This is a genomic window from Paenarthrobacter sp. YAF11_1 (assembly GCF_052113445.1).
Classification (GTDB): Bacteria; Actinomycetota; Actinomycetes; order Actinomycetales; family Micrococcaceae; genus Arthrobacter.
In genome coordinates, this window is the sequence record NZ_JBFRDF010000017.1 from 21,296 (window position 1) to 41,564 (window position 20,269).

16 protein-coding genes and 1 riboswitch are annotated in these 20,269 nt (G+C 63.0%); of the genes, 2 read left to right on the forward strand and 14 right to left on the reverse strand.

Annotated features, from left to right (window positions below):
• Positions 1–2: 2 nt before the first annotated feature.
• From nadD to AB4Y77_RS20775, 9 genes are all read right to left on the reverse strand, one after another.
• Positions 3–626, reverse strand: a complete 624-nt coding sequence (nadD, locus tag AB4Y77_RS20735) for a nicotinate-nucleotide adenylyltransferase (RefSeq protein WP_216659717.1) — start codon at positions 624–626, stop codon at positions 3–5.
• Between the two features lie 55 nt (positions 627–681).
• Positions 682–924 (reverse strand): hypothetical protein, encoded by a 243-nt coding sequence (locus tag AB4Y77_RS20740; RefSeq protein ID WP_311213011.1) that lies wholly within the window; start codon positions 922–924, stop codon positions 682–684.
• An 82-nt stretch (positions 925–1,006) separates the two neighbouring features.
• Positions 1,007–2,371 carry a glutamate-5-semialdehyde dehydrogenase gene (locus tag AB4Y77_RS20745; protein WP_311213012.1) on the reverse strand — a complete coding sequence of 455 codons (1,365 nt, stop codon included), beginning with the start codon at positions 2,369–2,371 and terminating at the stop codon, positions 1,007–1,009.
• A complete protein-coding gene (gene proB, locus AB4Y77_RS20750; protein ID WP_311213013.1) occupies positions 2,368–3,549 on the reverse strand; it encodes a glutamate 5-kinase in 1,182 nt (393 codons plus the stop codon). The genes AB4Y77_RS20745 and proB overlap by 4 nt, the downstream gene beginning before the upstream one ends.
• The gene (gene obgE / locus AB4Y77_RS20755) at positions 3,539–5,125 is read right to left on the reverse strand and encodes a GTPase ObgE (protein ID WP_311213014.1); all 1,587 of its coding nucleotides are present in this window, start codon (positions 5,123–5,125) and stop codon (positions 3,539–3,541) included. The genes proB and obgE overlap by 11 nt, the downstream gene beginning before the upstream one ends.
• Positions 5,126–5,281: 156 nt before the next feature.
• Entirely contained in the window at positions 5,282–5,545 is a 264-nt protein-coding gene (gene rpmA, locus AB4Y77_RS20760) for a 50S ribosomal protein L27 (RefSeq protein WP_024816903.1), read from the reverse strand.
• A 62-nt stretch (positions 5,546–5,607) separates the two neighbouring features.
• On the reverse strand, positions 5,608–5,916 hold the full coding sequence (gene rplU, locus AB4Y77_RS20765; RefSeq protein ID WP_024816904.1) for a 50S ribosomal protein L21: 309 nt from the start codon (positions 5,914–5,916) through the stop codon (positions 5,608–5,610).
• Between the two features lie 376 nt (positions 5,917–6,292).
• A complete protein-coding gene (gene thiD / locus AB4Y77_RS20770; RefSeq protein WP_442015198.1) occupies positions 6,293–7,810 on the reverse strand; it encodes a bifunctional hydroxymethylpyrimidine kinase/phosphomethylpyrimidine kinase in 1,518 nt (505 codons plus the stop codon).
• Positions 7,801–7,899, reverse strand: a riboswitch (TPP riboswitch). Its footprint overlaps the gene before it by 10 nt.
• Before the next feature lie 136 nt (positions 7,900–8,035).
• Positions 8,036–11,242, reverse strand: a complete 3,207-nt coding sequence (locus tag AB4Y77_RS20775) for an Rne/Rng family ribonuclease (RefSeq protein WP_442015199.1) — start codon at positions 11,240–11,242, stop codon at positions 8,036–8,038.
• A 485-nt stretch (positions 11,243–11,727) separates the two neighbouring features.
• On the opposite strand from AB4Y77_RS20775, the gene AB4Y77_RS20780 reads away from it, so the two are divergent.
• Positions 11,728–12,408, forward strand: a complete 681-nt coding sequence (locus AB4Y77_RS20780; protein WP_442015200.1) for a vitamin K epoxide reductase family protein — start codon at positions 11,728–11,730, stop codon at positions 12,406–12,408.
• Positions 12,409–12,489: 81 nt separating this feature from the next.
• Here the strand turns inward: AB4Y77_RS20780 and ndk are convergent, their stop codons facing one another.
• Genes ndk through ileS form a run of 4 tightly spaced genes read right to left on the reverse strand, consistent with a single transcriptional unit; the run spans position 12,490 to position 18,069 of the window.
• Positions 12,490–12,909: a nucleoside-diphosphate kinase gene (gene ndk, locus AB4Y77_RS20785; RefSeq protein ID WP_089595301.1), complete on the reverse strand. Its 420-nt coding sequence runs from the start codon at positions 12,907–12,909 to the stop codon at positions 12,490–12,492.
• A 41-nt stretch (positions 12,910–12,950) separates the two neighbouring features.
• Positions 12,951–13,403, reverse strand: coding sequence for a DUF4233 domain-containing protein (locus AB4Y77_RS20790; RefSeq protein ID WP_311213018.1), 453 nt, complete (start codon positions 13,401–13,403; stop codon positions 12,951–12,953).
• Between the two features lie 2 nt (positions 13,404–13,405).
• Positions 13,406–14,767: a bifunctional folylpolyglutamate synthase/dihydrofolate synthase gene (locus tag AB4Y77_RS20795; protein ID WP_442015201.1), complete on the reverse strand. Its 1,362-nt coding sequence runs from the start codon at positions 14,765–14,767 to the stop codon at positions 13,406–13,408.
• Positions 14,764–18,069, reverse strand: coding sequence for an isoleucine--tRNA ligase (gene ileS / locus AB4Y77_RS20800; RefSeq protein WP_442015202.1), 3,306 nt, complete (start codon positions 18,067–18,069; stop codon positions 14,764–14,766). The genes AB4Y77_RS20795 and ileS overlap by 4 nt, the downstream gene beginning before the upstream one ends.
• 363 nt (positions 18,070–18,432) lie before the next feature.
• Between ileS and AB4Y77_RS20805 the strand changes: the two genes are divergently transcribed.
• Positions 18,433–19,479, forward strand: coding sequence for an endonuclease/exonuclease/phosphatase family protein (locus tag AB4Y77_RS20805; protein ID WP_442015203.1), 1,047 nt, complete (start codon positions 18,433–18,435; stop codon positions 19,477–19,479).
• On the opposite strand, the gene AB4Y77_RS20810 is transcribed toward AB4Y77_RS20805, so the two are convergent.
• The gene (locus AB4Y77_RS20810; protein ID WP_311213022.1) at positions 19,476–20,267 is read right to left on the reverse strand and encodes an SDR family oxidoreductase; all 792 of its coding nucleotides are present in this window, start codon (positions 20,265–20,267) and stop codon (positions 19,476–19,478) included. The genes AB4Y77_RS20805 and AB4Y77_RS20810 overlap by 4 nt on opposite strands.
• Positions 20,268–20,269: the final 2 nt, after the last annotated feature.

Genomic DNA, 20,269 nt, shown 5'->3' on the forward strand with positions numbered 1-20,269 from the left:
ACTCATTCAGTACGTGCTTGGTCGTCTGATCCGGACAGTACGGGCGTCAGTTCCCCTGCCACGGGCTGGGGCGCGTACAGACCATATTTTGCGATGTATTGCACAACTCCGTCCGGCACCAAGTACCAGACGGGGTTGCCTGCGCCCACGCGGATCCGGCAATCCGTGGAGGAGATCGCCATGGCGGGAACTTCGAGCAAACTGACGTCATCAGTCCGTCCGAGGTCGTTCAGTTCATGTCCGGGACGCGTCACCCCGACGAAGTGCGCCAACGACCACAACTCGTCCACATCTTTCCAGGACAGGATCTGGGCCAGGGCATCCGCGCCGGTGATGAAGAACAGGTCCGCGTCAGGACGCTGGGCCCGCAAGTCACGCAGGGTGTCTATGGTGAACGTGGGGCCGGGACGGTCAACGTCCACCCGGCTCACAGTGAACCGCGGGTTGGATGCGGTGGCAATCACTGTCATCAAGTACCGATGCTCCGGCTCGCTGACAAGCTTGTGCGACTTCTGCCACGGCTGTCCCGTAGGCACGAAAACCACTTCGTCGAGTCCGAACTTGGCTGCTACTTCACTGGCAGCCACAAGGTGGCCATGATGGATTGGATCGAACGTTCCACCCATCACGCCCAGCCGAAGCCTGCGCCCCGACTCCCCACGTGGTGTTGCGGCAATAATGTTAGTGGCCCTGCCCGTGGGTGTGCTTGTTCGGGTGCTGGCGGTGCGGGTCAGCGTGCTCTTCAACAGCCTCGTGGCGGTTGCCCAGGTTGGTGTAGGAGAGGGTGATGAACATGAGGACAAGCAGGAAAGCGAACATCACGATGCCGAAGACCCACGGCTCTGCCCACAGGGGTGCAAGTTCCTCGTGGCCGCCGCCTTCAGTTTGGGCGGCAATGGACGTGGCGATCTGCTGAAACAGCATCTTCTCCCCTAGTTGGTTCTCAAATGTTTTGCACGGCGGGGCTTCCCGACGTTCCGGACTTCTGTTCTATGTTACCGCGTTGCTAGCCGCGGACTTGGCCTTCGCCCTGGACGATCCACTTGGTGGTGGTCAGCTCCGTGAGGCCCATGGGCCCCCGGGCGTGCAGCTTCTGCGTCGAAATACCCACTTCGGCGCCGAGGCCCAGTTCGCCACCGTCGGTAAACCGCGTGGAGGCGTTGACGATCACAGCAGCGGAATCAATCTCTGCGATGAATTTCTCGGCGTTGGCCAGGTTGTTGGTAAGAATCGCTTCAGTATGTCCCGTGGTCCACGTACGGATGTGGTTGACGGCCTCATCCAGGCTGTCCACCATGGCCACTGCGAGGTCAAGGTCCATGTATTCGGTGGCCCAATCGTCGTCGTCAGCGGGAACGGTTTCGACGTCCTTGCCTAAGGCAGCGGCGATCCTCTCGTCCACATGGAGCGTCACCCCTTGTGATCGCAATGCCTTGGCAACAGCGGGAAGCACCGTCGCACCCGAGTGCACCAGCAGGGTCTCCACGGTGTTGCAGACGCTGGGACGCTGCGTTTTGGCATTGAGAAGAATTTCCACGGCCATTTCTTCGTTCGCGGACTCGTCGATGAAGATGTGGACGTTGCCTTCACCCGTTTCAATAACGGGCACGGCAGAGTTGGTCACCACTGTCTGGATAAGGTCCCGCCCACCCCGCGGAATGAGGACATCCACGCGTCCGCGGGCACGCATCAACACGTTGGCACCTTCACGGCCGTACTGGTCCACGGTCTGGACAGCATCAGCCGGCAGGCCCACCGAGTCCAGTGCTTCCCGAAGGATCCGAACCAAGGCCTCATTGGTGTTCGCCGCTGCGGACCCGCCACGAAGAATCACGGCATTGCCGCTCTTCAGGGCCAAGCCGGCGATATCCACGGTTACGTTCGGCCGTGCCTCGTAAATGGCGGCCACAACACCCATGGGTACGTTGACCTGGCGCAGGCGAAGGCCGTTGGGGAGCGTCTGTCCGCGGACCACGTTGCCCACGGGATCCGGCAGGCCCGCCAAATTCTCCAGGGCCGCAACCAAGCCATCGATCCGGGCAGGAGTCAGCGTGAGGCGGTCCAGGAGTGCTGCGGACGTGCCATTGGCATGGCCTGCGGCAACGTCCTTGGCGTTGGCCTCCAAAACATGCTTCCGATTCTCCACCAGGGCTGTTCCGATGGCGCGGAGCGCACGGTCCTTCCAGGCACGGTTCGCCTGACCCATGCGGCGGGAAGCCTTGCGGGAACGGTCGGCAATGGCATGAACGGCGGCTTGGACATCCTCCGCGGAGAGCGGAGCGCCGCCTGCCACAGGGTTCTCCGGCGTTTGTCCGGGAACACCGGAAACGTCGGAGATCACAGGGGCATCAGGGGTCAGCGCTTCAGTCATGCTCCAAGTTTAGATGAGCGCGGCGTCCGCAAGAGCACCAGATCATCAACATGAACAACTTCGCGGTCGTAACCCCGGCCCATCGCTTGCCCGAGCTCCTGGGTAGTCCGGCCCAGCATGCGTGGAAGTTCCTCCGAGGAGTAGTTCACCAGCCCACGCGCCACCACGGTCCCGTCATGGGTCACCATCTCCACGGGATCGCCGGCTTCGAAATCTCCGCTGACCTCAGAAATGCCCGCGGGAAGGAGAGACCTGTGCCGTTCGCGCACTGCTTTAACCGCGCCGTCGTCGAGCATTAAGCGTCCCTGAACCGTCGCCAGGTGCGCCAGCCACAGGAGGCGGACCGGCTTGCGGTTGCCATTGACGGAGAACCAGGTTCCCACGTCCTCCCCCGCCAAGGCGGCCGCAGCGTTGGCCGTCGACGTTACCAAAGCGTGGATACCGGAGCCGGCAGCTATCGACGCCGCCTCCACCTTGGTCATCATTCCACCGGTTCCGACGCCGGCCTTACCGGCCTTGCCGATGGTGACGTCCTCAAGGTCCTGGGGACCCTGAACCAACGGAATACGCTTGGCACCCTGGGACGGCGGACCGTCATAAAGGGCATCGACGTCGGACAGCAGTACCAGCGCATCCGCGCGGACAAGGTGAGCTACCAAAGCGGCCAGTCGGTCGTTGTCGCCGAAGCGGATCTCGTGCGTGGCCACGGTGTCGTTCTCGTTGACCACGGGCACCACGCCAAGGTTGAGCAAACGGTCCAACGCCCTGAAAGCGTTGGTGTGCTGCGTGCGGCGCATGAGGTCATCCGCGGTCAGCAGCACTTGGCTGACGGTGACGCCATGGGCACTGAACGCCTGGGTGTAACGGGCCATGAGCAGTCCCTGGCCCACACTCGCGGCAGCCTGCTGCGTGGCCAGGTCCTTGGGCCGTTTGGCCAGACCCAAAGGAGCCAGGCCTGCAGCGATGGCCCCCGAAGAGACCAGAATGATCTCGGTGCCGGCATTGCGCTTCTCGGCCAGGGCGTCCACTAGTCCCGCAAGGGATTTCTCGGAAATACCGCCCTTGATGCTGGTCAAGGAAGAGGACCCCACCTTGACCACAATCCGTTTGGCGGTGGCGAGGGCCTGGCGTTCCAGACCGTCGGCCGTGGCCGGAACGTCGACGGTCCTAGTCGTCATCACCGGCGTCCAGGGTGCTCTCCCTCACGGTCTGCGCGCGGCGGCCACTGACGGATTCAGTCCAGATGCCGGCCTTGCGTTCTGCTTCAAGCTCTGCTCGTGCGGCTGCCTTGGCTTCGCGGCGCTCAATCTGCTCATCGCGCTTCTGCGAACGCGTAGGACGGTCGCCGATGTCCGCAACGCGGATGTCCGTACCGCGGGGGGTTGCCAAAAGCTCGGCACCGGCCATCATGGTGGGCTCCCAGTCGAACACCACGCCATCGTCTTCACCGATGACCACGGTGTCGCCGGGCTTGGCGCCAACCTTGAAGAGTTCAGTTTCGACGCCCAATTTGGCCAGGCGGTCGGCAAGGTAGCCAATGGCTTCCTCATTGGTGAAGTCGGTCTGCTTGACCCAGCGCACAGGCTTTTCGCCCAGAACGCGGAACAGCGGTTCGAGGTTCTTTTCTTCGCGGCGGATCTTGAAACCGGACTCGTTGACCGCGCGGGGACGAAGGACGGGCGGCGCCACCTTGGGAGGTGCGACTGCCACGGCATCGCGCGCAGCCTTGACGATCTCCGCCATGGCAAATCCGAGCTGGCGCAGGCCTTCGTGGCTGGTTGCCGAGACTTCGAAGACGCGGTAACCCCGCGATTCCAGGTCCGGACGGACGAACTCGGCCATGTCCTTGCCGTCGGGCAAGTCAACCTTGTTCAGGACGACCAGTTTGGGGCGCTCGTTCAGGGGAACAACTTCGCCGTCAACACCGGCGTAGCTCATGTCAACCGCATACTTCTCGAGCTCGGCCTCAATGATGGCGAGATCGGACAGAGGATCCCGGTCCGACTCCAGGGTTCCGCAGTCGAGGACGTGCACCAATGCCGCGCATCGCTCTACGTGGCGCAGGAAGTTGTGCCCAAGGCCCTTGCCTTCGCTGGCACCCTCGATCAAACCGGGGACATCGGCAATGGTGAAACGGACCTCTCCCGCCTGGACCACGCCAAGGTTGGGGATGAGTGTGGTGAAGGGGTAATCGGCGATCTTCGGCCGGGCAGCAGACATGGCTGCGATCAGGCTGGACTTGCCGGCTGACGGGAACCCAACCAGCGCGATGTCGGCAATGGACTTCAGTTCCAGGACGATGTCGCTGGATTCGCCTTCGATGCCCAACAGGGCGAAGCCGGGTGCGCGGCGCTTCTGGGAGGAAAGGGAAGAGTTGCCCAGGCCGCCTTGACCGCCTGCAGCTGCAATGTATTCAGTCCCCTCGCCCACGAGGTCAGCCAGGACTTCGCCGTCCTTGGTCTTAATGACGGTGCCGTCAGGGACCGGAAGAATCAGGGTCTCGCCGTTTTTGCCGCCGCGCCAGTCGCCCATGCCCGGGCCACCGTTGGTGGCGTGGCGGTGGGGTGCATGGTGGTAGTCCAGCAAGGTGGTGGTCTGGGCGGACACCCGGAGGATGACATCGCCACCGTTGCCGCCGTTGCCGCCGTCGGGGCCACCGAGCGGCTTGAACTTCTCCCGCTTTACAGAGACACAGCCGTGGCCGCCGGTTCCGCCGGATACGTGCAGGACTACCCGGTCTACAAAGCTCGCCACGTGAATCTCCTCAGTTGCTGTCTTACAGCGTTTGTTGCTGTTGCCAGCGTTATTGCAAAAACCAGCGCGCCGGGGGCGCCCTAGTCGATTGTAATGCGGTTAAAAGAACGGTGGAGCGGGCCGTTTTGGCCCGCTCCACCGGTTCAGAACTTGTTGTTACTCTGCAGCTGCAGCAGCAACGATGTTCACTACGCGACGACCGCGGCGAGTACCAAACTCAACCGAGCCGGCCTGCAGGGCGAACAGTGTGTCGTCGCCACCGCGACCTACGCCTGCACCCGGGTGGAAGTGCGTGCCACGCTGGCGAACGATGATTTCGCCTGCGGAGACTACCTGACCACCGAAGCGCTTGACGCCCAGGTACTGTGCGTTGGAGTCACGACCGTTGCGAGTGGAACTCGCGCCTTTTTTGTGTGCCATGTGAAATGCCTGCCTCTAAATTTCTGGGGAAACTGAAAAACCTGAACAGCGGGTAACGAAAGTTACGCGATGCTGGTGATCTTGATCTTGGTCAGTTCCTGACGGTGACCCTGACGCTTCCGGTAGCCGGTCTTGTTCTTGAACTTCTGGATGACGATCTTCGGACCACGAAGGTCCTCGAGGATCTCAGCAGTAACCTTGACGTTGGCCAGTTCCGCAGCTGCGGAGGTGACCTTCTCGCCGTCAACCAGGAGCAAGGCGGGCAGCTCAAGCGTGCTGCCGGCTCCACCGGGGACGCGGTTAAGCGTTACGTAGTCTCCAACGGAAACTTTTTCTTGGCGGCCGCCTGCGCGGACAATCGCGTACACCACTTGGGTACTCACTTCTCTCGACGTTTATAACTAAATTTGCGTGCGGAACCTGGAACCGAAATCAGGCTTGGTTCGCGCTGTGCCTCAACGCCGTGGACTTCTGATCGAAGTCCGCGAGTCATCCCTTGAACAATTCCAAGGGGCATAACCCAAGTGTTGGCGTAAGCACCGAAGATCAAGATTACGCTAGTTTGACCTTCAGCTGCAAATGAGGCCGGGTCCGGAGGCTACCACGTGACTTGCGTCACCAGTTGTAACGGACTCTCCCTGCACCGTGCCCATACAGCCTACAGGGTTTGGGGCGATTAACGTGATTTGACCCGCGACGCGCTGTGAAGCGATGGCAACCCGGACTAAAAAGCCCGGACAGAGCCTGTCAGGCGAACAGCCGCGGAGCGTCGAAGAAAGCAGTTTCATAGCGGCAGGACTGGGCAAAAGCCTCCACCATGGCCGCCCGCTCCCCCTCGGAAGCTGCCACTGCAGCGGCGTCCGTGAAATTGATCGCATTCCTGGTGGCTGCAGCGAACTCTTCATCGGCGTAGGTCCTGAGCCAGTCCGCATAGGGATGCGCTGCCGGAGATCCAGCGTCCACGAAGGATGCATGGAGCTGCTGGCCCACCTCCGCGTAGAGCCAGTAGCACGGCAGGATGGCCGCCAGCACCACTGAGTAGCTGCCGGTGGCCGTTGATGCCACCAAGTGGTCCACATAGGACTTGGTGACGGGCCCGGTTACCGAGGATGCCTCCCGGGTGCTGAGCCAGTTCCTGTGCAGTTCCGATTCGACTTCCAGACACTGTTGGGACGCTTTGGCCCAGAACAGCTGCTCCTCTTCAGTGGGTGCAAGGGCGCCCGCTCGCGCCAGGACCCTGGAGTAGCCGTTGAGGTAGATGGCGTCCTGGGCAAGGTAGTAATTGAACGCTGCTTCCGGGAGGTCGCCCGATTGCAGGCCGTCAATAAAGCTGAGCCTGTAGATTGCCTCGAGCTCCGGAGTGGCTTCCTTCCACAGAGCCGCGGCAAATTCCCCCGGCCTCAGGATCTTATGGTGGTGGAAATGGTGGACCGGCCCACTTCCCTGGCCTACATCGAGGCTGTCCGAATGCAGCAGCGCCTGCAGCAACCACGGCTTGACCTCGCGCAAGGAAGCTTCCCAATCGCCGGTACGGGCCTGGACGGTGGCCAGAGCCGACGACAACGAACAGCCCGTGCCGTGGCTGTTCTTCGTTTCCACGCGGGGTCCTGCTACCTCAATGACGTCCTGGCGCAGGAGTCCGCTGGTGTTGACCAACGCGTCCGGGCATTCCGTCCCTGCCAAATGTCCGCCCTTCACCAGGACCGTGTTGCCGCACTCAGCTGCCAGCCGCTTGCCTTGGTTCAACGCCGACTCCCAATCAGCAGCTTCAGGCTCCCCCAACAGCATGGCGAGCTCCGGCAGGTTCGGGGTAATAAGGTCCGCCAAGGGCAGGAGCGCGCGCAGGGCCTGCTCGGCAGAGCCTCGCAGGAGGCGGTCACCGCTGGTGGCCACCATCACCGGGTCAAGGACCACGACGGCGGGACGCACCGCCTCGAGCCAGGCGCGGACCTCATCGATGACCGCGGCGTCACCCAGCATGCCGATCTTGACGGCGTCGATGGCGATGTCCGTGCTGATCGCTTCCAATTGCTGCCGCAGGAACTCCACCGGAGGAACGTGGACGGCGCTGACACCCAGCGTGTTTTGGGCCGTCAACGCGGTGATCGCCGCCATGCCGTACCCGCCCAGCGCGGCAATGCTCTTAAGGTCTGCCTGGATACCGGCACCGCCGGAGGGGTCCGAGCCCGCGATGCTCAGTACGCGGGGCGTTTCACGGCCGGAAAATACCAAAGGGTACACGGGAGAATACGACGATGACGTCATGGGGACATCCCTTCGCCGGTGCTAACCGGACAGGTTCAACGGGTCTGGATCTCAGCCTGGCCCTATGCCCGGCACCCCGTGTCAGTCCACCAGCGTAGCCGGGAAGCAGCACGGCCCGGGAACTGCGCCACGCAGAAGACCGGATGTGACCCTTGAGCGCGGACAGCAAAAGGCCCTGCAGTACCCGCCGGTGACGGTTACTGCAGGGCCTTTGCGGATCAGATGCTAGAGCTCCGAAGCAGGTACGCCAACCCCAAGGATGATGGGTTCCTCGGACACCACCTTCTTGGCAGGCTCAGCCGGTGCTTTGGCCTCGTGAGCTGTTCCACGCGCTGCCGTAGCCGTAACCTCGTGGTGCTCAACGCTGGTCTCGTTGGCTGCGCCCTGGGCGCGGCTCGCACTGCGGTTGCGGCGCCCACGGCGTGACTTCGACGCCGACGCAGCTTCAGGGCCCTCATCGACAGGCCGCGCCACGGCGGCTTCGGGTGCAGCGGCTGCCTTGGAAGGAACCACGGTTTCGGGCCGTGCCTCGGGTGCCGCACCAAGGTGGGAGAACGCTTCGGCCAGGAGATCCAGGCTCATGGCCGGCTTGGCGGCCGGAGGTTCCTCATGGTGTTCCCCGAATGGCAGGGCAACCTCTTCGCCGCCGAATCGCAGAACCGGAGTGGAACGTGCGTCCCGAACCGATGCGTCCCGGTCTGGTTCATGGGCAGCCTGTTCTCCGGCCCCGGCCTGTGCTGCAGCCCCAGCAGCTGCCTGCTGCTGGCCGGCGGCCCGTGCCTGCTCTTCCGCACGGTGAACTTCGTCATCGTGCAAGTGGGCAGCGTGGGCCGCAGCAGCAATCGTTGCCAGTGCAGCCCGAGTTGCCTCTGCCTTGGCCTGCTTGGCAGGATCCTGCGGCTCGGTGGCAGCAGGTGGTGCAGCAGGAGCGGAAGCAGTGGTGTGGACCGGCGCGGGAGCCTCGGCGACAGCCTGTCCCCCACCCTTCCCACGACGGCGCTTGCGTTCCGTTCGGGCAGCAGGTTGCTGCGTCTCAGTGTGCGGGCGGTGGTGCTCGGCAGCCACAACGTTGGCACGGCGGTGCTCCACGGGCTCGTCGTGGGTGACCACGCCGCGGCCGGCACAGTGCTCGCACTGCTCACCGAAGACCTCCAGGAGGCCGGTACCCATGCGTTTACGGGTCATCTGGACAAGGCCCAGTGACGTCACTTCGGCCACTTGGTGCTTGGTGCGGTCGCGGCCAAGGCACTCAACCATGCGGCGGAGGACGAGGTCGCGGTTGGACTCAAGGACCATGTCGATGAAGTCGATGACAATGATGCCGCCGATGTCACGCAGGCGAAGCTGGCGAACAACTTCCTCAGCAGCTTCGAGGTTGTTCTTGGTGACGGTTTCCTCAAGGTTTCCACCGCTGCCGGTGAACTTACCTGTGTTGACGTCCACCACGGTCATGGCTTCGGTGCGGTCGATGACCAACGAGCCACCGGACGGCAGGAAGACCTTGCGTTCCAGTGCCTTGTGGATCTGCTCGTCAATGCGCCAGGCACCGAAGATGTCCTGGTCCTTGGTCCACTTCTCAAGGCGGCCCACAAGGTCGGGGGCAACGTAGGTCACGTAGGCCTCGATGGTGTCCCAGGCGTCGTCGCCGGAAACGATCAGTTTGGAGAAGTCCTCGTTGAAGACGTCACGGACCACCTTGATGGTCAGGTCCGGCTCGCCGTAGAGCAGTTCCGGAGCCAGGACCTTGGTGGAGGAGGCCTGACCTTCGATGCCTTCCCACTGGGCGCGCAGGCGGTTGATGTCATGCGTCAGTTCTTCTTCCGACGCACCTTCAGCAGCCGTGCGGACAATGACGCCTGCGTTTTCCGGCAAACGGTCCTTCAGGATGCGCTTGAGGCGGTTGCGTTCGACGTCGGGCAGCTTGCGGGAAATGCCGGTCATGGAACCACCAGGCACGTATACCAAGTAGCGGCCGGGCAGGGAGATCTGGCTGGTCAGGCGGGCACCCTTGTGGCCTACGGGGTCCTTGGTGACCTGGACCAGGACGGAATCGCCGGACTTCAGCGCGTTCTCGATCCGGCGCGGCTGGCCCTCGAGGTTGACCGCGTCCCAGTTGACTTCTCCGGCGTACAACACTGCGTTGCGTCCGCGTCCGATATCCACGAAGGCAGCTTCCATTGACGGCAGGACGTTCTGGACCTTGCCCAGGTAGACGTTGCCGATCAGGGAGTCCTGCTGGGTCTTGGAGACAAAGTGCTCAGCCAGCACGCCGTCTTCCAGGACGCCGATCTGAATTCTGTCGTCACGCTGGCGGACAATCATCTGGCGGTCCACTGATTCGCGGCGGGCCAGGAATTCGGCCTCGGTGATGACCTGGCGGCGGCGACCGGTTTCGCGGGATTCGCGGCGGCGCTGCTTTTTGGCTTCAAGCCTGGTGGAGCCCTTGACGCTGGTAACGCGATTGGAGGGGGCCGTTTCCGTGATCGGGCGGGGAGCACGGACGCGGGTGACTGTGTTGGGCGGGTCGTCGTCCGAGCCGCCGGTCAGTTCAAGGTCCTGGTCGCCACGGCGGCGGCGACGACGGCGGCGCGAGGTCACCCCTTCGTCGGAGGCTTCGGCAGCGGGAGTTTCCTCGTCCTCGGACTCGGTGCCCTCTCCGGCTTCATTCTCTTCGCGTTCGGTTCCGCGACGGCCGCGGCGGCCACGGCTCCGACGGCGGCGACGACTGCCGGCATCTTCCAGTTCATCCTCGACACCGGCCTCGGCCTCTTCCTCGGGCTCCTCTTCCTTCTCCTCCACCGCGGCGACGCGGGGAACAGTGGTGAGGTCCGGAGCCTGGAAAATCATGGACGTGATGGAAACGGGCTCCATGAAGAGCGAACCGGAGCCTGCAGCGGCTTCCTCTTCTTCCGGGGTGGCCTCAACAGGAGCCGCATCAACGGTAGCTGCTTCAGCAGCAGGCGGCCCTTGCTGGGAGGCGGCGTCCGGCGTCGAGGTTTCCACGGTGGCTTCAACTGTGCCTTCCGCAGCAACGGTTGCTGCATCGGCGGCAGGTGCCTCTGCTTCAACCTTGGGCTTGGCAGTACGACGACGGCGGACCGGCTTTTCGGGGGCAGGCTCGGCGACGGCTTCGGGCTGGGTCACTGCGGCCGCTTCCGGCGCGGCAGCGACGTCGTCACCCAAGCCGGGCAGGGGCTCAGCGGATTCTGCCTTCTTGCGCGAACGGGTACGGCGTACCGGCGCAGCGGGGGCATCCGTTGCTTCAGGAGCCTCCGCTGATTCAACGACAGGCGCTGCTGTGCCCTGCGTCTCTGCGTCAGCTGCAACTTTGGGCGCAGCCTTGCGCCGGGTCCGGGTGGCTTTCTTTGGCACTTCCGCAGTTTCCGCGGGAGCTGCCTCGTTATTAACGGCTACAACCTGGTCATTATCCATATGTGGCAACACTCCTGCCCCAGCGACACCGCCACATCCGGCGCCCAGTGGGGCAAATATTGTCAAAACCCGCAGGCGTTGACAGAAGTCGGTTTATGCTTTCCGGTTCGCACCATCATTGGGGTGCGGCAGCCCTGGAAAGCCGGCGCCATTGTTCTGAAACCCGTTGTTCTGTTGCCACAACCAGGTGCCGTCCATTGTCATGGCGGGCCCACCAAGGATCACGTGATCCAGGTATGCCCAGCTCATACTGGCGGTCTTGGGAACAAAGTCACCGGACCGGATTCCGAATGTGGATCGGGTTCCGGCCATGTTCATTCTCTCACACCTGTTCACCTTCCCACGGTAGGCCGCTGTGTCGCAGCTCCAAGGGAGCAGGCACAACCCAGGAGCTTGGGGGCACCGCCCAGCCTCCGGAGTTACAATCCTCCCAAGAGCCCATACCGGCATGGCCGGACCGTACGTTGAAAAGGACCAGATCCGCGATGCCGAGCACAGCCAGGGGAAACCTGGCCAATCAATCCACCAATTCCGTGGACGACTTGTCCACGCAGGCAGGTCCACAACAGGAAACACTCCCCCGGACTGCCCGCGACAAACCCTTTGCGTTGCTGCTGCTGATCACCGGCGTGATCGGATGGGTGGCGTCGGGAGCATTGGTACTGGAGAAGCTTGAAGTACTCAAGGACCCCAATCACGTGACGGTCTGCGATGTGAATCCCTGGGTTTCCTGCGGCGCGGTCATGCAAACACCGCAGAGTTCCGTGTTCGGGTTCCCCAACATGTTCATCGGCATCGTTGCCTTTGCCGTCATCATCACCACGGCGATGGGCATTCTCGCGGGGGCTAAGTTCTCACGAGGCTACTGGCTGGGGCTCCAGGCAGGCGTAACCCTTGGCTTCGCTTTCGTTATCTGGCTATGGTCCCAGGCCCTCTACGCCATCCACGTGCTCTGCCCGTTCTGCATGGTGGTGTGGGCGGCCATGATCCCGTTGTTTGTGTGGGTAACCATCCGAAATGTCACCCACGGAGTCATCAAGGCGCCGCCGGCCCTGGCAAAGCTGCTGGGCGAGTCCGGCTGGATCATCGTGGCGCTCCTGTACGTTGCCGTCATCGCCACCATCTTCTTCTCGTTCATCCACATCTTCGTGGGGTCCTCCGCTTAGGAAAACCCCTTCGCGAGATGACAGAAAAGGCCAATGTTCGTGATGAACATTGGCCTTTTCTGTAGTTTCGGCGAGGCGTGGCTAGCCTGCGAACCAGATCTTGATCTCACGCTCTGCTGAATCAACGGAATCAGACCCATGGACGAGGTTCTGCTGGACTGCCAGGCCCCAGTCGCGGCCGAAGTCCCCACGAATGGTGCCCGGAGCCGCCGTGGTGGGATCCGTGGTTCCAGCCAGCGAGCGGAAGCCTTCAATGACACGGTGGCCCTCGAAGACCGCCGCGATGACCGGTCCGCTCAGCATGAACTCAACCAACGGCTCGTAGAACGGCTTGCCCACGTGCTCCTCATAGTGCTGCTCCAGCAGCTCGCGGGATGCGTTGACCTTCTTCAGCTCCGCCAGGGTGTAACCCTTGGCTTCGATCCGGGCGAGGATGGTTCCGCCCAGGTTGCGGGCGACGCCGTCGGGCTTGACCAGGACGAGGGTCCGTTCAATGCTCACAGTTGCTCCAATGTGGTTGGTCGGTGGTTTTCCCAGCCAGTTTACGGGGTTTGAGGGTCTGCTTCGTCACCGTGGGCAGCATCCCATTGAGCCTGCTCACGGTCCCGCTGGGCTGCTTCACGGTCAATCCTCATGCCGGCCCTGATCCCATACCACCAGCAGATGGCGAACAGGATGCCCACAATGAACATTGTGGGCTCTGCGAAGCCCGTCAGGATCAGCACCAGCTGCAGCGCCCAGCCAACGGCGATTCCCCAGGGCTTGGACAGCACAGCGCAGGCGAGAACCAGCACCACGCTCAGGGCGATGCCCACGCCCAGGATGAGGCCGGGGGCCACTTCCCCGCGCCTCAATCCGAAGACCGCCAGCGTGCCGAAGAACGCGACGAAGGCTTCGAGGAGGAGCACGGTGGATGCGAACATCACTTTGGTGGAGCGGCGCTTCTTGGGCATGCCCGGCCGCCATTCACGCTGCGCCTTGGTCATTTTTGCCATGCTCAGGCACCCGCCTTTCCGAGCAGGATCCTGGCTTCGGCCACCACCGTGATGGAGCCGGTCACCAGGACGCCGCCAGCGAGGTCGTCGTTGGATTCCGCACGCTCCACGGCCCATTCAAGGGCGTCGTCGAGCTTCTCCGCAATGTGGATGTTGTCCTCGCCGAAGCCAAGGTCGACGGCGAGTTCGGCCAGTTCCGCTGCGGGAACGGCACGAGCCGAGTTGGATTGCGTGAAGCAGAATTCCCCGGCAAGTCCACCGAGGGAATCCCTCAGGGTCTTCAGGATTTCCTCTGCGTCCTTCTCGCGCAAGACGCCCACGACCACCACGAGCTTGCTGAAGCTGAAGGCCTCCTGGATGGCCTCGGCCGAGACGCGGATGCCGTCGGGATTGTGCGCAGCATCCACCACTACGGTAGGCGCCGTGCGGACAACCTCCAAGCGCCCGGGCGAGGTCACGTTGCCGAACGCCTCCTTAAGCACCTCTGCATCGAGTTCCTTCTCACCTCCGCCGAAAAATGCTTCCAAGGCAGCAACGGCCACAGCAGCATTTTCAGCCTGGTGGGCGCCATGGAGCGGAAGCAGAAGGTCCTCGTATCGGCCGGCAAGGCCTTGGATGGTCAGGACCTGGCCGCCAACGGCTACTGCGCGGGACTCAACACCAAATTCAACGCCCTCGAATCGGAACGGCACATCCACTTCGCGGGCTTTCTCCAACAGGACCTGCGCGGCATCCACCGGCTGAACGGCGCTGACCAGGAACCCGCCTGGTTTGATGATGCCGGCCTTCTCATAAGCGATGTCCTCCGTGGTGTCGCCCAGGAGATCCGTGTGATCCAAAGAGATCGGCGTGATGACGGAGACTTGACCGTCGCCAACGTTGGTGGCATCGGTGATGCCGCCCAAGCCGACTTCCATGACGGCAACATCCACCGGCTGGTCCGCGAACACAGCAAAGCCAAGAATGGTCAGGCACTCAAAGTACGTCAGGCGGGGCTCGTTGTCGGACTCGAGCTCGCTGTCCACAATTTCCAAGTACGGGCGGATTTCGTCCCAGATGCGCACGAACGTCGCGTCCGGCACAGGCTCGCCGTCGACGCTGATGCGCTCGGTGACCTTTGACAAGTGCGGGCTGGTATAGCGGCCCGTGCTCAGTCCGTGGGCACGCAGTCCGGCCTCGATCATGCGGGCCGTGGACGTTTTGCCGTTGGTGCCGGTGATGTGAATGATCGGGTACGCCTTGTTCGGCTCCCCCAGCACGTCCATGGCACGGAACAAGGGAGCCAGGCGCGGTTCCATCTTGTTTTCCGGAGCACGGCCCAGAAGTTCGGCGTAGACGCTCTCTACCGAGAATTCGTCAGTCATGGTCGGGCTCCTGCCTTGGTGACCGTGACCTGCGGTTCGTCGACGCCGGCCAGCAGAACCTCCAGCTCAAGGGTCAGCGTTTCGGTCTTGACGAGCTCCGCATTGGCTTCCAGGGCGTCTACGACGTCCTGTGCGGCCTCCACAGAAGTGCGGATGCGGTCGCTCACGTTGAGTCCAGCGTCCTTGCGGGCCTGCTGGATGGCGCGGACCATGTCCCGGGCCAGCCCTTCTGCGGCAAGCTCCGGGGTGACCTCGGTGTTGAGGACCACGAATCCACCGCCAGGAAGCACCGCTACTGCCGAGCTGCCGCCGTCGGCCGCTTCCGCAACCACAGTCTCCAGCGTGTATTCGTGCGGCTCGAGCTCCAGTCCACCGGCAACGACAACACCGGCATCATTGACAGACCAATCGCCGGACTTGGAGCCCTTGATGGCCTGTTGGACGTTCTTGCCCAGGCGCGGTCCGGCAGCCCGGGCGTTGACCACAAGCTTCTGTTCGATGCCGAATTCCTCAGGCGAGGCAGTTGCCGCGTCCAGCAGGCGGACCGAACGCAGGTTCAGTTCATCAGCGACGACGGCGGCAAAACCTTCCAGCGCGTCTGCACCAGGTGCCACAACAGTCAGTTCCTGCAGCGGCAGGCGGACGCGCAGGTTGGCTCCCTTGCGCAGGCTGGAACCAGTGGAGCAGATCTGCTGCACGCGGTCCATGGCCTCCACCAGCCCAGCGTTGGCAGGGAACAAGGACGCGTCGGGCCAGTAGGCCAGGTGCACGGAACGGCCACCTGTGAGACCACGCCAGATCTCCTCGGAGACCAGCGGCAACAACGACGCCGACACCCGGCACACGGCTTCCAAAGCCGTGTAGAGCGCGTCAAAGGCGTCAACATCCTCGTCGAAGAAGCGCTGGCGGCTGCGGCGGACGTACCAGTTGGTGAGCATGTCAAGGTAGCTGCGCAGTTCATCGCAGGCACCCGAGATGTCGTAGCTGTCCAGGCTGGCAGTGATGTTGCGGACCAGGTCCCCGGTGTTGGCCAGGAGGTACTGGTCCAGCGTGTCGGCGTAGCCCTCATAGCGCAGCTTCGCTTCGTAACCGGAACCGCCGTTCGATGCGTTGGTGTACAGCGTGAAGAAGCTATAGACGTTCCACAGCGGCAGGATGACCTGACGGACGCCGTCGCGGATGCCCTGCTCGGTAACCACAAGGTTGCCCCCGCGAAGGATGGGGCTGGACATGAGGAACCAGCGCATGGCGTCGGAACCGTCGCGGTCCAGGACCTCGGACACGTCCGGGTAGTTGCGCAGGCTCTTGGACATCTTCTGCCCGTCGGAGCCCAGCACGATGCCGTGGCTGATCACGTTCCGGAATGCCGGGCGATCAAACAGTGCTGTGGACAGGATGTGCAACATATAGAACCAGCCGCGCGTCTGTCCGATGTACTCCACGATGAAGTCCGCAGGGTTGTGGGTGTCGAACCACTCCTCGTTCTGGAACGGGTAGTGCACCTGTCCGTAGGGCATGGACCCGGAGTCGAACCAGACGTCCAACACGTCTTCCACACGGCGCATGGTGGATCGACCTGTGGGGTCGTCCGGGTTCGGACGTGTCAGTTCATCGATGAACGGACGGTGCAGGTCCACCTGGCCTTCGTTGTTGACCGGGAGACGGCCGAAGTCGGCCTTCAGGTCCTCCAGCGAACCGTAGACATCGGTGCGTGGGTACTCAGGGTCATCAGACTGCCAAACGGGGATGGGCGAACCCCAATACCGGTTACGGCTGATGGACCAGTCGCGGGCGTTATCCAGCCACTTGCCGAACTGGCCGTCCTTGACGTTGCCCGGGATCCAGTTGATCTCCTGGTTCAGCTCGGACATGCGGTCTTTGAATTTGGTGACCTCAACGTACCAGGAGGACACGGCACGGTAGATCAGCGGGTTCCGGCAGCGCCAGCAGTGCGGATAGCTGTGCTCGTAGCTTGCCTGGCGAACAAGGCGGCCGTCGGCGCGGAGCACCTGGGTGATGGGCTTGTTGGCATCGAAAACCTGCAGGCCAACGATGGATGCCAGCTCGCCGTGGGCAAACAGCGGCAGGAACCTGGCTCCTTCGTCTACGGAGAGGACCACGGGGATGCCTGCGTCTTCACAGACTTTCTGGTCATCCTCACCGTAGGCCGGAGCCTGGTGGACGATGCCCGTACCGTCGGTGGTGGTGACGTAGTCGGCCACCAGGAAACGCCAGGCATTCTGCGTCCCGTACTTCTCAGCATCGGCAAAGTCGTACCACAGCGGCTCGTACTCAAGGCCTGCCAACTCGGCGCCTGTGTGGGTGGAGACAACGGCGGCAGTTGCGGCAGCGACGCCGTCGGCACCATCACCGTACCCCAGATCCTTGGCATAGGACCCCACCAGGTCAGCAGCGAGCAGGAAGCTGCCGGTAACCGGCGCTTCAGCGGAGGCCGCCTTCACGCCGTTGGGTCCTGCGGGCAGAACGGCGTAAGAGATGTCAGGCCCGACGGCGAGCGCCAGGTTGGTGGGCAGCGTCCAGGGCGTGGTGGTCCAGGCGATGGCCTGCACACCTGCCAGGTCCTTGGAGAGACCGGTGTCGCCTGCCTTGATGGGGAACGTGACCGTGACCGTCTGGTCCTGGCGGTTCTTGTAGACGTCGTCGTCCATGCGGAGTTCGTGGTTGGACAGGGGTGTCTCGTCCTTCCAGCAGTAGGGCAGGACACGGTAACCGTTGTAGGTCAGGCCCTTTTCATGGAGCTGCTTGAAGGCCCAAAGCACCGACTCCATGTATTCGACGTTGAGGGTCTTGTAGTCGTTGTCGAAGTCCACCCAGCGGGCCTGGCGGGTGACGTAGGCCTTCCACTCGTTGGCGTACTTCATCACGGAGGCGCGGCAGGCGTCGTTGAATTTATCGATGCCCATGGCTTCGATCTGGGTCTTGTCCGTCATGCCCAGTTGCTTCATGGCTTCGAGCTCTGCGGGTAGTCCGTGGGTGTCCCAGCCAAAGCGGCGCTCCACCCGCTTGCCGCGCTGGGTCTGGTAGCGGCCTACGAGGTCCTTGGCGTAGCCGGTCAGGAGGTGACCGTAGTGCGGGAGTCCGTTGGCGAAGGGAGGGCCATCGTAGAAGACGAACTCGTTGCTGCCGTCCTTACCCGCATCACGTTGGTCGATGCTGGCTTGGAAGGTGCCGTCTTCGTCCCAGTATTTGAGGATGCGTTCTTCGATCTCCGGGAACTTCACGGAAGCGGACACGCCATGCGTGCCGGACGAAGACGCTGAGGCCTTGGGGTAGTGGGTCATCTCATATCCTGTGATAGCTGGTTGACTGTCAGGATGCGAGGACGGCGTCGATGTTTGCTGTTGTTAGTCACAGCAACACCGGTACCGCGGTACCACCTCACTTACCGAAACCTTGGCATCCTTGGGTAAGGGATAGCTGCCGGCACCGGCCTCTCATTACTGCTGTGACGGGCTTACCCGTCCGGCTCTACTGGGCGCCTGCCACCTTTGCAGGTGCTTAGCGCTGTTCTTCCGGAAGCTCACCGGTGATGGCCGGGTCAAAGCTGGTCCTCCAAGTCTAGCGGCAGCGTGGTGCCTCGCTCTACCCGGAGTTCATCCCAAGGATGGAGTCCGGTGGCGCCGCTGATACATAGACTCATCCTCATGACGCTTCCCGCTCCTGCCGTTCCGGAAACCCGCCGTCCCCGGCGGTCCGCATCCATCGCCTGGTCGGTTCTGGCGCTGGTGGTATCGCTGCCGGTGGCGGGGCTGTCAATCTTCCGTGCCATTCCTGCCGAATGGCCCCTCCTTGTGGTGCAGTTGCTGTCCTTCACGCCGTGGATGGTGCTGCCCGCGGCGGTTGCCCTGGTGCTTGCTGTGGTGGGGCGGCGGTGGTGGGTCATCATCGCGACGGCTGCGCTGTTGGCGGTGCAGCTGTTCTGGCTGTTCCCGCTGGACAACGGAAAAGCGGAAGCACTGCCGGCCGGGACGGGCACGGCTTCGCTGAAAGTGATGAGCCTCAACTCCGAGTACGGCGAGGCGGACGCGGCGGCCATCGTGAGGCTGGTCCGCGAGAATGGTGTCCAGTTGCTGACGATCCAGGAGCACACCCGACGGCTTGAAGACGCCCTGGGCGCAGCGGGCCTGGAGGTTGTACTGCCACATCTCCTCAGCCACCCCAACGACGACGCGTCCGGGGGCGCAGTGTATTCCGTGTTCCCACTGGAGGCCGTGGGGCTGCTGCCTGACACCCCGTTCCGGATGGACTTGACCCGGGTACAGGTCACGGATTCCAGCGCTGGTTCGATGGCGGCGCTGAACCTCACCAATGTCCATACCCTTCCGCCGGTGGATGAGCGGATCGGGCAGTGGCGCAGTGATCTGGACAAGTTGGCCCGCCAGGCTTCCCGGCCCGGGAATCATCTGTTGGTGGGTGACTACAACTCAACGTACGATCACGCCGAGTTCCGTTCGTTGCTCGACGATGCCTTGGGAGGTCAGCAGACGGGCACGAAGCTCGTCGACGTCGGAACAGCTTCCGGTGGGCGGCTCTCGCCCACATGGCCCATGGAGGGGCAGCCGCTGCCGGGCATCGTCATCGACCACATGGTCACCTCACCCCGGATCAGCAACAGCGGCTACGCGGTCCTCCACGTTCCGGGCACCGACCACGCCGCCATAATGGCAACGCTCAGCATTCCTGCCGGTTAACTTTCCTTGCGGATCAGCTTGTGATTGGCAGCCTGGGCAACAGGACGGATCACGATCTGGTCAAGGTTGATGTGGTGCGGCAACGACACTGAGTACGCCACCACGCCTGCCACGTCCCCGGCCGTCAGCGGCTTGTCCACACCGGCATACACCTTGGCGGCCGCGTCTCTGTCGCCCAGCCGGTTCAGTGCGAATTCCTCCGTATAAACCAGCCCTGGAGCCACCTCGATCACCCGGATGTTGTTGCCCACCTCTTCCAGGCGCAATGCGTTGGTCATGGCGTGCTGGGCAAACTTGGCGGCGTTGTAGCCGCCACCGCCCTCGTACGCAGACAGCCCGGCAGTGGAGGTCAGGTTCAGGACCGTACCTTCGCCGTTGTCCCGCAACATGGGCAGGAACGCCCGGGTGATCTTCATGGTCCCCAAAACGTTGACCTGGTACATCCATTCCCAATCCTCCGTATCGGCGTTGGCGATGGTGTCCGCGCCGCGTGCACCACCGGCGATGTTGATGAGGGTGTCCGCGCCTCCGGCCGTGGTGACGGCCTCCAGCAAGGCGGCGACGTCGTCGTCATTGGTGATGTCAGCCGGGAACGGCACAGCGCCGGTTTCAGCACCCAGGGCCTCGAGCCTGTCGGCCCTGCGCGCCACGGCGAAAACCGTCCAGCCCGTGGAGGCCAGGGCCCTGACGGTGGCTTCACCGATGCCGGTGCTTGCACCGGTCACCACGGCCGTCTTGTTCGTGCCGGAATTCTGTCCTGAGGGGGTGCTGTGCGCTGCCAAAGTCATGG